Genomic DNA, 14,001 nt, shown 5'->3' on the forward strand with positions numbered 1-14,001 from the left:
CGTGTCTTCAGGCCGATTTCAGGCGAAACCGGCGGTATCTGTCTTCCCAGGCGGCCGCGAAGCCCGCGACCTCCGCCTCGGTGGTGGTCGGGCCCAGCGAGACCCGGATCGCGCTGCCGGCGATCTCGGGGCCGAGGCCCATCGCCTCCAGCGCCCGGCTCGGTCCCGCCTTGCCCGAGGAGCAGGCCGAGCCGGCCGAGACCGCGTAGCCCGCCAGGTCCATCTGCATCACCTGCGTCTCCCCGCGCCATCCGGCAAGGGCCACGCAGGCGGTGTTGGGCAGGCGCGGGGCGCCCTCGCCCACGATCGCAAGCTCGGGCGCCGCGTCGCGCAGGCGCGCTTCGAGCCCGTCGCGCAGGGCGGCGATGCGGTCCCAGACGCCGGCCTCCAGCTCGGCCAGCGCCGCCTCGGCCGCCGCGCCGAAGCCTGCGATCCCGACCACGTTCTCGGTGCCCGAGCGGCGTCCCAGCTCCTGACCGCCGCCGCGCAGCAGGGGGGCGATCTCGCGCCCCTCGCGCAGGATCAGCGCGCCGACGCCCTTGGGGCCGCCCAGCTTGTGGGCGGAGAGCAGCGCGATATCCCAGCCGTGCCAGAGGCTTGCCAGCGGGACCTTGCCCGCGGCCTGAACCATGTCGGCGACGACGCGCGCCGAGGTCTGCGGCGGCGCCGACTGGATCACCCCCGTCTCGCCCGAGGCGCCGGCCCAGGCCAGCGTCCCGCTCAGCGCGCAGGAGTGCGTCACCGGCTCGGCCCGGCCGCGACGGTCCACGGGGACGGTGCGGTCGGCCCATTTCAACACGCAGTCATGCTCGGTCGCCAGCGCCGTTACCGGGCCGTGGGACAGCACCGTCGCCGCCGCCTCGGTGGCGCCGGAGGTGAAGATCACCTCGCCCGGGCTCACGCCCGCCATCGCCGCCACCTGCGCCCGCGCCCGCTCGACCGCCGCCCGCGCCGCCCGGCCCTCGGCATGGACCGACGAGGGGTTCCCCGTCAGCTCCATCGCCGCGAGCATCGCCGCCTTAGCTTCGGGGCGAAGGGGCGCGGTCGCGTTCCAGTCGAGGTAGGCGCGGCGCGTCATGCGGAGCCGGTCCTCCCGCCCATCGCGTCCTCATCCATCAGCAGGCTGAAGTCGGGGACCGCCGGGCACGGGGCCATCTTGTCGGCTACCACGTCGGCCAGCGTCGTGCGGCTGAGGAAGACGTGGACGTGGGAGGAAAGCTGCTCCCACAGATTGTGCGTCAGGCACCGCGCGCGGGAGCCGCCGCAGCCGCCCCCCTCGTCGTCGCAGTCGCCCATGGCGTTCAGCCGCTCGTCCACCGCGGTCATCACGTCGGCGATGGTCACCTGCGCGGCGGGACGGGCCAGCCGATAGCCGCCGCCGGGGCCGCGCACGCTTTCCACCAGGCCCGCGCGGCGCAGACGGGAGAACAGCTGCTCGAGGTAGGCCAGCGAGATGTCCTGGCGCTCGGCGATCTCGGACAGCGAGATCAGGCGCGCGTCGCGCTCGGAGGCGCCCGCCGGGCCGGCCGCGTGCTGAAGGGCGATATCGGCCAGCGCGGTCACCGCGTAGCGTCCCTTGGTGCTGAGCTTCATAGGGTCCTCCGCTCGCCGGCTCGGGGTCGCGCCGGTCTTGCCAGTATCCGGCCAGGGACGCAGGATGCGGTCGCGCGGCCGGCCGGGTGCGGCGTCGAAACTCCCGCAGGAGAGTTGACGGCGCCGGGGCCTCCCCCTACTTGCAGACGGACCGGCGCGAGGCCGGTCATCTAGTTTGGAACCGTTCTAAGTAGCCCGACCAGAAGAGTCAAGCATCCCGCCCGCCGCACGGCGCGCGCGACTGCCCAGACGACGGGCCCTGGACTGAGAGCGCGCGCGGGGGACCCGAATGCCTGAAGTGATCTTTCCCGGACCGGACGGACGGCTGGAAGGACGCTATCACCCGCAGAAGGCCAAGGACGCGCCGATCGCCCTGATCCTTCATCCCAACCCCCAGTACGGGGGGACGATGAACAACAAGGTGGTCTACAACCTTCACTACGCGTTCCACCGGCTTGGCTTCTCGGTGCTGCGGTTCAACTTCCGCGGCGTGGGCCGCAGCCAGGGCGAGTTCGACCAGGGCATCGGAGAGCTTTCCGACGCCGCGGCCGCGCTGGACTACATGCAGGTGCTCAACCCCAACGCCCGGCAGAGCTGGGTGGCGGGCTTCTCCTTCGGCGCCTGGATCGGCATGCAGCTGCTGATGCGGCGGCCCGAGATCTCGGGCTTCGTCTCGGTGGCGCCGCCGGCGAACATGTACGACTTCTCGTTCCTGGCGCCCTGCCCCTCGTCGGGGCTGATCGTCAACGGCGACGCGGACCGCGTGGCGCCGCCGGCGGACGTGCTGAAGCTGGTCGACAAGCTCAAGACCCAGCGCGGGATCGAGATCACCCACGAGGTGATCCCCGCCGCCGGCCACTTCTTCGACCGCCAGCTCGAGGACATGACCGGACTGGTCGAGGGTTACGTGCGCGGCCGCACCCAGGTCGAGGTCGGCTGAGCGCGCCTGCCGACATTGGCCGGACGAAAACGGGCGCTCCCGCCGGGAGCGCCCGTTTTCGTTGCTGCGGCCTCGCTCAGGGCCGCGAGATTCGCCCCCCGGTCAGCGGCCGCGGAACCCCGGTGGTCCCGGGCGCGGACAGCGGCAGCCCGCGCAGCGCGCGCACCGCGAGATAGGCGAAGCACTGCGCCTCGAGCAGGTCGCCGTCGAGGCCCGCAGCCTCGGCGGGGATCACCTCGGCCTCCACCCGCTCGGCGATCATCGCGGCGAGCGTGGGGTTCAGCCGGCCGCCCCCGCACAGGATCCAGGTGGCGGCGGGCCGGGGGAGGTGGGCCTGCGCGCCGGCCGCGCAGATCGCCGACAGGGCGGTCAGCGTGGCGGCGCCGTCCTCGGTCGAAAGGCCCTGCATCGCCTCCAGCGCCTGCACGAACTCGTTCCGGTCGAGCGACTTGGGCGGGCGGCGGGCCACGAACGCCTCGATCGAGTTGCGCCGCAGCCGGTCGACGTGCACGCGCCCGGCCGCGGCCGCGGCGCCGTCGCGGTCGCAGCTCTGCCCGGTCCGGGCGCGCATCCAGTCGTCGACCAGCGCATTGGCGGGCCCGGTGTCGAAGCCGACCAGGGCGCCCGGCGCCTCGGGGCCCGCCGCCTCGGGATCAGCCCAGGAAACGTTGCCGACCCCGCCGAGGTTGAGAAAACACACCGGCCCTCGCCCCAGCGCGCGGGCCAGGGCGAAATGGTAGAACGGGGCCAGCGGCGCCCCCTGCCCGCCGGCCGTCACGTCGGCGCAGCGGAAGTCCCAGGCCACGGTCCGGTTCAGCGCCCGCGCCAGCGCCGCCCCGTCGCCCAGCTGCCAGGTCCAGCCGCCGGCGGGATCGTCCGGCCCGTGGGCGACGGTCTGGCCATGATAGCCCACGATCTCGGGCAGGGCCTCGGCCGCCTCCGCGCGCGCCAGCAGCCGGGCCGAGGCGGCGGCGTGGGCCGCGTCCACTTCGCGTCCCGCCTGCGCCAGCGTCGCCGCCGCGTCGCCGCCCGCCGCCGCGCGGCGGAACGGGCGCCAGTCAGCGTGGACGGCGCGCGCGGCGTCCATCTCCCCCGGCGCGTAGTCGAAAGCGCCGCCCGGCCCGAAGGCCTCGAGGCCAACCCCGTCGGTCTTCACCAGCGCCGCGTCGATCCCGTCGAACGAGGTCCCCGACATCAGCCCCAGCGCCCAGATCGCATCCACGCCCGCCGTCCTCCTCTCGCCTCGCCCCCGGTCCCGGGCGCCCTCGCGGGACCCGCCTCGCGAAGCGCCTGTTCCCGGGTGAGTCAGGAGCCCGCCGGAGGCTCCCCGCCCCCGTACTGCAGCCCCCCGCGCGCGCCTGGGCGCCGCGCAGCCAGGCCCGCCCGCAGGGCGCCTGCAGCCCGCGCCGCGCGCAACGCGCGCGGCCGCCGGCGCCGCGCGAGAGCCGCGCCGACGGCCCGCAGGAAGCCTCCCCCCTTCCCTTCCGTCCCCTCGCAAGGCATAGACCGCCGCTCCACACCCACCCAAGGACCGGACCGATGACCTACGCACCCAAGTCCGATTTCCTGCACGCCGTGGTCGAGCGCGACCTGGTGCAGGACTGCACGGATCTCGAGGGCCTCGACGAGGCGCTCCTGGCGGGGGCGGTTCCGGGCTATATCGGCTTCGACTGCACCGCCGACAGCCTGCATGTCGGTCACCTGACCGGGATCATGCTGCTGCGCTGGCTGCAGACCACCGGCCACAAGCCCATCGCGCTGATGGGCGGCGGCACGACGCGCATCGGCGACCCCTCGGGCAAGGACGACCAGCGCCAGCTGCTGACCGACGAGATCATCGCGGCCAACATGGACGGCATCCGCGCCATCTTCAGAAACTACCTCGCGTTCGAGGAGCAGGGCGGCAACGCCATCCAGCCCAACAACGCCGAGTGGCTGGACGAGCTGAACTACATCGACTTCCTGCGCGACTACGGCCGGCACTTCACCATCAACCGCATGCTGACCTTCGACAGCGTGCGGCTGCGGCTGGACCGCGAGCAGCCGCTGACCTTCCTCGAGTTCAACTACATGCTGCTCCAGGCCTACGACTTCCTCGAGCTGAGCCGGCGCACCGGCTGCCGGCTGCAGATGGGCGGCTCGGACCAGTGGGGGAACATCGTCAACGGCGTGGAGCTCACCCGCCGCGTCGACGGCCGCCAGGTGTTCGGCCTGACCGCCCCCCTGCTGACCAAGCCCGACGGGACCAAGATGGGCAAGACCGCCGGCGGCGCCGTCTGGCTCAACGAGGACCGGCTGGGCAATTTCGAGTTCTGGCAATACTGGCGCAACGTCGAGGACGTTCAGGTCGAGCAGCTCCTGAAACGCTTCACCGAGCTGCCGATCGACGAGTGCCGGCGCCTCGGCGCGCTGGCGGGCTCGGAGATCAACGAGGCCAAGGTGATCCTCGCCAACGAGGTGACGAAGCTCGCCCGCGGCGAAGCGGCCGCGCAGGCCGCCGAGGCGACCGCCCGCGAGGTGTTCGAGCGCGGCGGCGCCGGCGAGGACCTGCCCACCTTCGCGCTGACCGCCGACGAGGCCGCCGGGGGCGTCTCGATCGTGCAGCTCTTCGTCAAGGCGGGGCTGGCGAAGTCGGGCAAGGACGCCAAGCGCCTGATCGCCGAGGGCGGGGCGAAGCTGGGCGACGAGCCGGTCTCCGACGCGGGCCTGGTGCTGCAGGCCGAGGCGTTCGCGACCGGCCCCGTGAAGCTGTCGGCCGGGCGCAAGCGCCACGCGCTGGTCAAGCTCGACTGATCGCCGCGCCCGACCGCGGACCTCGAGGCCCCGGGCGCGCCCGGGGCCTTTTTCGTTCCCCGCCCGCTACTTGTCGTTGTCGAACAGGTCGGGATAGGGGTCCTCGGCCGCAGGGTCCGGGCGCGAGGGCTGCAGGATGCGGCGCAGGATGCCCGGGGTCAGGATCGACAGCGGGTTGGCGCTGATCCTGGGATCGGAGGCGTCGCCGACCACGGTGAAGTTCATCGCGAACAGGCCCTCGCCCTCGCCGCCGAACAGCTCGCCGATGACCGGGATGTTGTTGAGGATGCCGTTGACCGCGTAGGCCGGCGTCAGCACCCCCTGCAGGTCCAGCTGGTCCGAGCCGAGGTCGTAGTCCCCGTTCACCTTCAGCGCCAGCAGCGGCCCCGTCGCCAGCGCGTCAGTCACCGTGACGATGCCCCCGTTCAGGCGGAACGGCGCCTCGACCCGCGTGAACGAGTAGCCGCCCTCATAGCCCTCGCTCTTGCGCTCGATGACCCCGTCGCGGCGGGCGATGGTGACCACGCCGTCCAGCGCCTTGCGCCCCGCGACCCGAAGGTCCGAAAGCTCGGCCACCCCCTCGAGCACCGACTCGCCCGGCGGCAGGCGCCCGCGCACCCGCAGCGCGCCCCCCTGCACCGCGTCCGAGATCGAGAGGTCGTCCAGAAGCCGCCCCGCGTCGTCGCTGCGCAGGGACACCGAAATGCCCCCCTGCCGCCCCTCGCGATAGCGCAGGCGCGCCTCGGAGCCGCCGTTCACCGCGCCCGAGACCCGCACCGCGGTCACCCCGCGGCGGCGGCGGATCTCGCCCGTCGCCTCGTGCAGGGCGACGCCCTCGACCAGGGTGGCCACATCGAAGCTCAGCCTGCCGCTCATGTCGGGGATGCCGGAGAGCGGGTCGCCGTCCTCCGCGCCCGGATCGTCGGCCGCCTGCCCTTCGCGCACGCCGGCCATGCCGTCGCGCCGGGCGGTCAGCGCGGCGATGTCGAGCATGCTCCCGGTCACCGAGACCTGCATCGGCCCCTGCGCGTCGGCGCGCACGCTCACGGCCGCGTCCAGCACCCCCTCCAGCGCCAGCCGGTCGAGCGTGACGCTGCGCAGCGCGCCGCCCGCGCCCAGCGAGGCGCGGCCGCGCGCGGTCAGTCCCGCCGCCTTGACCTCGAACGCGTCCAGCGTGACCGAGCCGTCGTCGCCCGCCCGGCCCGAGACGCGCAGCCGCCCCGGCACGCCCGCCGCCTTCTTCCAGCCGACCTCGGCGATGCGCAGGTCCGCAGGCCCCAGGTCGGCGGTCACCGAGAAGCCCTCGCCGATCGCGCCGCCGATCAGCTCCACCTGCGCCGAGACACGGCCGCCCGGCATCTCGAGCGTCGGGCTCAGCCCGAACTCGGCGAAGTCCCTGGGGCCCAGCGTCAGCGAGGCCGAGACCTGCCGGCGCTGCGCCTCGGGCAGGCTGGCGTCGAACCGCTCGGTCCACGAGACCTGCGCGGGGCGCCCGTCGATCGAGGCGCCGCCCCACAGCCGGAAATCCTCGGGCGTCGCCTCGAGCCTGAGGTCGTTCGAGACGATGCGCGGGCCGTCGCCCGGGGCGGTCATCGCCAGCGACTCGATCCGCGCCGAGGCCGCGACTCCCACGTCGTCCACGTCGAGGTCCTTGAGCAGGCGGAACGACAGCCGCGCCTCGACCGAGGCGCGGCCCTCGATCGCGCCCAGGTCCATGTCCAGCTTGCGGGTCAGGCGCAGCGGCGGCTGGTCGATCAGCGCCATCAGGTCCACGAGCCGCCCCGCGCCGCGGATCACCGGGGCGGCGGGCTGGGGATCCTCGATCAGGTCGGGGATCACGAAGCGCGAGCCGGCGAGCGAGATCGGCTCGCCCCCCGGCGGGGTGGTCTGGGCGGCCTCGAAGCTCATCTCGAAACGGGTCAGGGTGGCGCGCCCCTCGCCCGCGGCCCCGGTCAGCCGCGGCATTCCTTCGAGGATCGAGCCCTCGAGGTCGGCGAACCCGAAGTCCATGGTGACCTCGGGCGTCTCCCCCGGCGCCATCCAGAAGGCGCCCGTCATGCCGGTCAGGCGCGCGGCCTCGACGTTCTCGTCGACCCACTCGCGCGCGCCGGGGGCGGCGAAGATCGGCCAGGCGCGCTTCAGGGCCGCCGCGCCGAACGGGTCGGCGCCAAAGCTCAGCGCCAGGCGGGGGCCGCCTTCCTCGAGGCTCGCCACGCCCTGCGCGTGCAGGCGGATCGGCCCCGCGTCGGGGAAATCGGCGGCCAGCTCCAGCGAAGACAGCTCCACGCGGCCCTCGGCGGGCAGCGCCTCGGCCTGCAGACGGCCGCCCGAGAAGGCGAGGGGGGCGACGAAGCCCGCGGCCTCGGTCGCCTCCAGCCGGTCGACGCGCAGGTCGAGGCTCCAGCCCGTCGGCCCCGCGCCCCAGGGTTCGGCCAGGCCCGAGAGGGACAGCGCCCCCGCCGGCCCCTTGACCGAGAGGCGCGAGACCACGATCTCGCCGCTGTCGCGGTTCCAGGAGGCCTCGGCCTGGGCCGCGTCGATCCGGTCGAAAGGCGCGGCGAGCCCTGGCGCGACCACCGCGCCGGGGCCCATCGACAGGCGCCCCGCCACGCGGCCGACCACGCCGGAGGTGTCGAGCGCGAGCTCGACCACGCCCGAGGCGCGGCTCTCGATTCCGGCGAGTCCGGCCAGCGCCGGGGTCACCGCGAGCTCGGAGACCGGCAGGTCCAGCACCGCGAGGCGAGCGGTGATCTCGTTGCCCACGCGCTCTCCGGTCAGGGTCACGTAGGGCGTGGGGGCGTCGGCGGGATCCTCGAAGACGCCGTCGGGACCCGAGTCGGTCGCGCCGTCGGGGGCGGCGCCTTGTGCGGCCTCGGGCGCGAGGTCGGAGGCTTCGGGGTAGTCTCGCGGCCCGTCCTGCGGGCCGACGCCCTGCAGCATGCGGTCCACGGGATCCTCGGGCGGGGCGGGCTCGCGCGTTTCGACCAGCCGGCCCGACAGCCGGCCGACCTCGCGCGCGCCCTGCAGCCCGACCACCAGCTGCGCGTCCTGCAGCCGCCAGGCCCGGTCCGAGGCCGCATCGCGCAGCGTCACGGTGGCGTCGCGGGCCGAGAGGCTGGCGAACCGCTGCAGCGGCCCCTCGCCCCGCGCCGCCTGGTCGAGCAGCGCGAGGAAACCCGAGAGGCCCGGCACGCCCGCGCCTCCCGCCGCAACCGCATCGCCCGCAGCGTCTGCCGCAACCGCATTGCCCGCGGCTTCCGCCGCTGGGCGCGGCGCCGCGGGATCGAGCACGATCCGCCCGTCGGGCTGCAGCGCCAGGGTCAGCGAGGCGCCGCGAAGCTCGACCGCCGTCGGCTCGAGCCGCCCCAGCAGCGCGTCGGCGAGGCGGAAGTCGACCACCAACGCGGGCGCGGCGGCGATCGGCGCCCCGTCGGCGCCGCGCATGGTGACATTGATCAGCCGCAGACCCGAGGGGCGCCCAGGCTCGCCCAGCGCGAACTCGAGATCGCCGATCTCGACGTCCAGTCCCTCGGCCCCGGCCTCGATGCGCGAGGCGACCAGAGCCGCCGCCTGCGGCCCCAGCGAGATCGGCCCCTGGCGCAGCCGCTGCTGGCCCAGCCCCACCGCCAGCACCACCAGCACCAGGGCCGCCAGCAGGAACGAGCCCGCGCGCCGCAGGCCCCAGCCGACGGGTCCGCTGCGCTCGCGCCGGCGGCGCTTTCGCCGGCGGTGCGACGGCGGCTCGCGCCCGTTGAGGTGCCTGCGATGCATTCGTGTCCCTGCGCCTCCACCCGCGCTTCGCCCCCTTGCGGGGAGGTCTCTCGTTTGCTGCGCCGGGCGCGTCGCGGACTTGACCCGGCCGACCGCGGTCTGTCTGGCTCCGCGGGTCCCGCCTCGCCCTCTGCCCACGCAGAGCCGCTGCGGCGCGCCGGGACCCAGATAGTGCCACCGCCCTCGAGGAGAAGCGATGATGACCGATGCCCCCGCCCCGCAAGGCCCGGCCGCAGGACCCGCGATCGGAGACGCCGCCCCTGACTTCACCCTGCCCCGGGACGGGGGCGGAGATGTGACGCTCGCGGGGCTGAAGGGCAAGCCGGTGGTGATCTACTTCTATCCCAAGGATGACACCTCGGGCTGCACCAAAGAGGCGATCGAGTTCACCGGCCTTGGCGCCGAGTTCGAGGCGGCGGGCGCAGTGGTGCTGGGGGTGTCGAAGGACTCGGTCGCGAGCCACGACAAGTTCAAGGCCAAGCATGAGCTCGGCGTGATCCTGCTCTCGGACGAGGACGGCGCGGTCTGCGAGGCTTACGGGGTCTGGGTGGAGAAGAGCATGTACGGCCGCAAGTACATGGGGATCGAGCGGGCGACCTGTCTCGTGGACGCGCAGGGCAAGGTCGCGCAGGTCTGGCGCAAGGCCAAGGCGACGGGCCACGCGAAGGCGGTGCTCGAGGCGGTGCGGGCGCTCTGAGGGGCGCCTCCCGCCGGGCGTCCCGGCCGGGCGGGAGCGCCTGCCTGCCGACCGGTCGCGACCGCGCGCCGCGGCGGCGGCCCGCCCGGTGGCAGGCCGATCCGCAGGCCGGGCCGGGAGGGCGCCGCGAGGCCGCCAGGCCCGCGCCCTCTCGCCGCAGCGAAGGCCGCGACGCTCAAACGATGAATCAACGATGTGTTAAGATCGGGGCGTCTAGGGTCCGACATCGCGACGAAAATCTGACGAATCTCGCGGACAGCCTCGTCAAGGGGCGGACGACCCTCCGGCAGACCGTCCGGAGGACATGACGCACACCGGTGCGAAACGTGTTGATCGTCGAGGCCCCCTTCGGGTAACGATGCATAAACACAACAACACGCGAAAATCTTCGTCGGCACAGAATCGACGCGGGACCGTACCGAGGGACAGCAATGACAGGCCAGCCGGGCCGCACGGACGACGTGCGTGAGCAAGGTGCGCTGCCGGAAAGGCGCCTGACGATCCGGACCGGAGACGACGTTCGACATCTGTCGATATCGCCTCGCACGCAGGTTCTCTGCGCGGTCGCCCTGACCGCGCTTCTGGGTTGGACAGGATACGCCACCGTCGCCAGCTTCGTGGCCGGGACCGAGCGCGACGCGCTCGCCGCCCGGGTCGCCCAGCTTCAGTCCGGCGCCACCAGCGTCGAGGCCGAGGTCGAGGCCCGCCACGCGCAGGAGCTGGGGGCGCTCGCCGCCGACTCCAATCTCCGCATCGCCGAGCTGTCGGAGGCCCGCGACGCCGCCCGCCGCTCGGCCGACGACGCGATGGGCAAGCTCGCGGTGATGACCCGCGAACTGGCCCGCCGCCAGTCCCGCCTGGTCGAGGCCGCCGAGTCGGAGGCCGAGCTTTCGGCCGCCCTCGACAGCCTGCGCGGCAAGCTCGCCGACGCGGTGACCGAGCGCGACAGCGCCCAGCGCCGGCAGACCGAACTCTCCCGCCGCATGGCCGAACTGTCCCGCGAGCACGGCGCCGACAACGAGGCCGAGGCCGAGTGGACCGCCTCGCTGGCCGAGGTCACCGCCGCGCTGGAGCAGACCGCCGAGGAGCGCGACGCCGCCACCCTGCTGCAGGCCGCCCTGCGCGAGCGTCTCGCCACGATGGAGGCCGACCGCTCCCGCGCCGAGGAAGCCCGCGGCCGCCTGTTCGCCCAGCTCGAGGACGCGGTGCAGGCCGGTCTCGGCGGGCTCGAGTCGATGTTCGAGAAGGTCGGCGTGAACCCCGACCGCGTGGTCGCCGAGATGCGCCGCGACTACTCCGGCGAGGGCGGGCCCTTCATCCCCGTCGACGAGACCCCGGCGCCCGAGCTGATCTCGACCGACGCCCAGCGCGTCGCCACCCTGCTCGGCGGGCTTGAGCGCGCCAGCCTGATGCAGGTGGCCGCCGCCAAGATGCCGGTCGCCAAGCCCGTGCACTCGGCCTTCCGCTTCACCTCGGGCTACGGCGTGCGGCGCGATCCCAAGAACGGCCGGATGCGGATGCATGCGGGCGTCGACTTCGCCTCGGACGTCGGCACGCCGATCTTTTCGGCCGGCGACGGGGTGGTGGTGTTCTCGGGCTGGCAGTCGGGCTACGGGCGGGTGGTGAAGATCCGCCACGCCTTCGGCTTCGAAACCGTCTACGCCCATCTCAACGCCGCGCGCGTCAAGGTCGGGGATCGGGTTGCGCGCGAAGACCGGATCGGCGATATGGGAAGGACCGGACGCGTGACGGGCTCGCATCTCCATTACGAGATCCGTCTGAACGGCAAGCCGGTCAACCCCATGAAGTACGTCGAGGCCGCGCGCAATGTTCTCTAAGTCGAAGATCAACGATCCGATCGACACCAAGGCGGACGAGGCTGCAAAGCCCGCGCCTGCGCCCGCCGCGCCGCCGCGTCCCGGCGCCGCCGCCCCCGCTCCGGCGCCCAAGCCCAAGGCGCCGCCGTCGATCCTCAGCTCCGACCTGACGATCACCGGCAACATCAAGACCACCGGCGACATCCAGGTCGAGGGCACGATCGAGGGCGACATCCGCGCCCACCTGCTGACCGTGGGCGAGACCGCCACCATCCGCGGCGAGATCGTCGCCGACGACGTGGTGGTCAACGGCCGCGTGGTTGGCCGCGTGCGCGGGGTGAAGGTGCGCCTGACCTCCTCGGCCAAGGTCGAGGGCGACATCATCCACAAGACCATCGCCATCGAGAGCGGCGCCCATTTCGAGGGCTCGGTCCAGCGCTCGGACGATCCGCTCTCCAACGGCGCCCAGCCCGGCCGGGCCGCGGCCTCGACGCCGGCGCCCGCGCCGTCCCCGTCGTCCAGCTCCGACTCGTCGCAGTCCTGACCCCGACGCCTCCGCGACTGCGGAGCGTGAGCCCAGACGACATGCGCCCCGCTCTCTCGCGGCGGCGCGTGTCGGCATTGGGCGGAGCGTGCGCCGTGCGGGCGCCCTCGGCCGGCCGCCGTCCGGACAGGAGACCTCTGCGCCGATGACGCTGGTCATGACGATCCTGGCCCGCGACGAGGGCGACATCCTCCGCGAGAACCTGCTGTTCCACCTGGAGTCGGGCGTCGACCACATCATCGTCACCGACAATCTCAGCGTCGACGCCACCCCCGACATCATCGACGAGTTCGCACGTCAGGGCGTGGTCACCCCCCTGCGCGAGGACGGCGACGATTTCCGCCAGGGCGAGTGGGTGACCCGCATGGCCCGCATGGCCGCCGCGCGCCACGGCGCCGACTGGGTGATCAACAGCGACGCCGACGAGTTCTGGATCCCGCGCGCGGGCGGGTCGCTGGCGCAAGCCCTGGGCGCCCTGCCCTTCTGGCGTTCCACCGCCCAGGCCTGGCACCACGACTTCGTCTGCATCGAGGACCCGGCCCTGCCGTTCCATGAGCGGATGCTGTGGCGCAAGCGGCGGACCACGATCCCCCACGACCGGCCCGCGCCGCCCAAGTATGCGCATCGCGGCTGGCGCTGGGTCACGGTGGTCGACGGCAATCACGAGGTCCGCCACGGCCGCCCTGGTCGGGTGGCCGGCGACGTGCTCGACATCCTGCACTTCACCATGCGCTCGCCGGAGCGCTACCGCCGCAAGATCCTGCGCGGAGGCGAGGCGTTCCTGCGCAACCCCGACCTGCCCGAGAGCGTCGGCTTCACCTGGCGGCGCCAGTACGAGGAGCTGCTGGCGACCAACGCCCTGCGCTTTGTCGAGGAAAGCCGCTACGACCTCGCCCGCGCCGAGGCGGCCGTCGCCACGGGCGAGCTGGTCCGCGACACCCGCGTGCGCGATCGTCTGCGCCGCCTGACGGGGCCCGGAACGCCGGACGCCGCGGTCGGGGCCTGACGGCCCGCCGCGGCGTGGGCGACATCTTCGGGGTCAACGTCGGTTCCGGCCGCCTCGCGCGCGTCCCCCGGGGGGGGTGAGCGCAAGGGGATCGGGGGCGGCGCGCGGGTCCCGCATGCGACGGGAGCGGCGGCCGGAACCGATTTCAGGCCGCGCCGCGCGCGGCGCGTTCGGCCTTGAGCTCTTCGGCCAGGTCCGTCTGCCAGGCCGCGAGATCGGCCGGCGCGGCGGCGGGCGCGCGACGCGGGCGCGCCAGCAGGGCGGCGGGGATCGCCACCGTCAGCACGATCGCCGACAGCCAGGCCGCCGCGAAGGCTGCGAGCAGACCGTGGCCGGCGACGGCGATGCCGACCCCGATCGCCGCGCCCCCGATGTAGCCGAGCGCCAGCGGCGCCAGCATGCCCCCGGACAGTCCTGGCAAATCGACCGCAGCGCCGGCGGCGAGAACGAAGGCGCCGGCGTCGTGGCGGGGAGTGGTCATCGCGGTGGTCATCTCGGTGGTCCCTGGCTCTGTCTGTCCGGCTCGGGGCGGGTCGGCCCCGCCGGCCCCCTCGGCGTCTGGGAGATATTTACGAAAACCCACGCCGCCGCGCGACATCGCTGAGGGACAGCCGGAGGTCCCGGTTGGCTTGCGGGCCTATCCGAAGGGATAGTTCCCCCCTCCGCGGCGCGCCCCGTCAGCCGCAGAGCCCCGCGCCCCCAGCATCCGCCGGAAGCGCCGCCATGCCGACCAAGGGGCGTCCCCGCCTGCCGGAGGGCGCCGCGCCGGCCCGGCGCGCCGGGGCGGGTGGGCGGGAGGCGCGCCGGGCCGGCGCGGCGCCCGGGAAGCGAAACGGCGGG

11 protein-coding genes are annotated in these 14,001 nt (G+C 73.8%); 6 read left to right on the forward strand and 5 right to left on the reverse strand.

The window, feature by feature from the left end:
- Positions 1-7: 7 nt before the first annotated feature.
- Together AAC134_RS14835 and AAC134_RS14840 are read right to left on the reverse strand one after the other, a co-directional pair.
- Positions 8-1,078, reverse strand: a complete 1,071-nt coding sequence (locus AAC134_RS14835) for an aminotransferase class V-fold PLP-dependent enzyme (RefSeq protein ID WP_339949884.1) — start codon at positions 1,076-1,078, stop codon at positions 8-10.
- A complete protein-coding gene (locus tag AAC134_RS14840) occupies positions 1,075-1,593 on the reverse strand; it encodes an Rrf2 family transcriptional regulator (RefSeq protein WP_339949885.1) in 519 nt (172 codons plus the stop codon). Before AAC134_RS14840 ends, AAC134_RS14835 begins: the two co-directional genes overlap by 4 nt.
- A 289-nt stretch (positions 1,594-1,882) precedes the next feature.
- Here AAC134_RS14840 and AAC134_RS14845 point away from each other — a divergent pair, with 289 nt between their 5' ends.
- Positions 1,883-2,533, forward strand: a complete 651-nt coding sequence (locus tag AAC134_RS14845) for an alpha/beta hydrolase (protein ID WP_339949886.1) — start codon at positions 1,883-1,885, stop codon at positions 2,531-2,533.
- Positions 2,534-2,609: 76 nt separating this feature from the next.
- On the opposite strand, the gene AAC134_RS14850 is transcribed toward AAC134_RS14845, so the two are convergent.
- Entirely contained in the window at positions 2,610-3,755 is a 1,146-nt protein-coding gene (locus AAC134_RS14850; RefSeq protein ID WP_339949887.1) for an anhydro-N-acetylmuramic acid kinase, read from the reverse strand.
- 317 nt (positions 3,756-4,072) lie between these two features.
- On the opposite strand from AAC134_RS14850, the gene tyrS reads away from it, so the two are divergent.
- Positions 4,073-5,326 carry a tyrosine--tRNA ligase gene (tyrS, locus tag AAC134_RS14855; RefSeq protein ID WP_339949888.1) on the forward strand — a complete coding sequence of 418 codons (1,254 nt, stop codon included), beginning with the start codon at positions 4,073-4,075 and terminating at the stop codon, positions 5,324-5,326.
- Between the two features lie 66 nt (positions 5,327-5,392).
- Here the strand turns inward: tyrS and AAC134_RS14860 are convergent, their stop codons facing one another.
- Positions 5,393-9,097 (reverse strand): AsmA-like C-terminal region-containing protein, encoded by a 3,705-nt coding sequence (locus AAC134_RS14860; protein ID WP_339949889.1) that lies wholly within the window; start codon positions 9,095-9,097, stop codon positions 5,393-5,395.
- 199 nt (positions 9,098-9,296) lie between these two features.
- On the opposite strand from AAC134_RS14860, the gene AAC134_RS14865 reads away from it, so the two are divergent.
- The 4 genes from AAC134_RS14865 (at position 9,297) to AAC134_RS14880 (ending at position 13,161) form a co-directional block, all read left to right on the forward strand.
- Positions 9,297-9,794 carry a peroxiredoxin gene (locus AAC134_RS14865; protein ID WP_339949890.1) on the forward strand — a complete coding sequence of 166 codons (498 nt, stop codon included), beginning with the start codon at positions 9,297-9,299 and terminating at the stop codon, positions 9,792-9,794.
- A gap of 431 nt (positions 9,795-10,225) precedes the next feature.
- Positions 10,226-11,632 (forward strand): DUF5930 domain-containing protein, encoded by a 1,407-nt coding sequence (locus AAC134_RS14870; protein ID WP_339949891.1) that lies wholly within the window; start codon positions 10,226-10,228, stop codon positions 11,630-11,632.
- Positions 11,622-12,155, forward strand: a complete 534-nt coding sequence (locus AAC134_RS14875) for a polymer-forming cytoskeletal protein (RefSeq protein ID WP_339949892.1) — start codon at positions 11,622-11,624, stop codon at positions 12,153-12,155. The genes AAC134_RS14870 and AAC134_RS14875 overlap by 11 nt, the downstream gene beginning before the upstream one ends.
- 145 nt (positions 12,156-12,300) lie before the next feature.
- Positions 12,301-13,161 carry a glycosyltransferase family 2 protein gene (locus tag AAC134_RS14880; RefSeq protein WP_339949893.1) on the forward strand — a complete coding sequence of 287 codons (861 nt, stop codon included), beginning with the start codon at positions 12,301-12,303 and terminating at the stop codon, positions 13,159-13,161.
- Between the two features lie 145 nt (positions 13,162-13,306).
- Here AAC134_RS14880 and AAC134_RS14885 read toward each other — a convergent pair whose 3' ends face one another.
- Positions 13,307-13,654, reverse strand: a complete 348-nt coding sequence (locus AAC134_RS14885; RefSeq protein WP_339949894.1) for a hypothetical protein — start codon at positions 13,652-13,654, stop codon at positions 13,307-13,309.
- Positions 13,655-14,001: the final 347 nt, after the last annotated feature.

The sequence above is a fragment of the uncultured Albimonas sp. genome, assembly GCF_963977235.1.
Lineage (GTDB): Bacteria > Pseudomonadota > Alphaproteobacteria > Rhodobacterales > Rhodobacteraceae > Albimonas.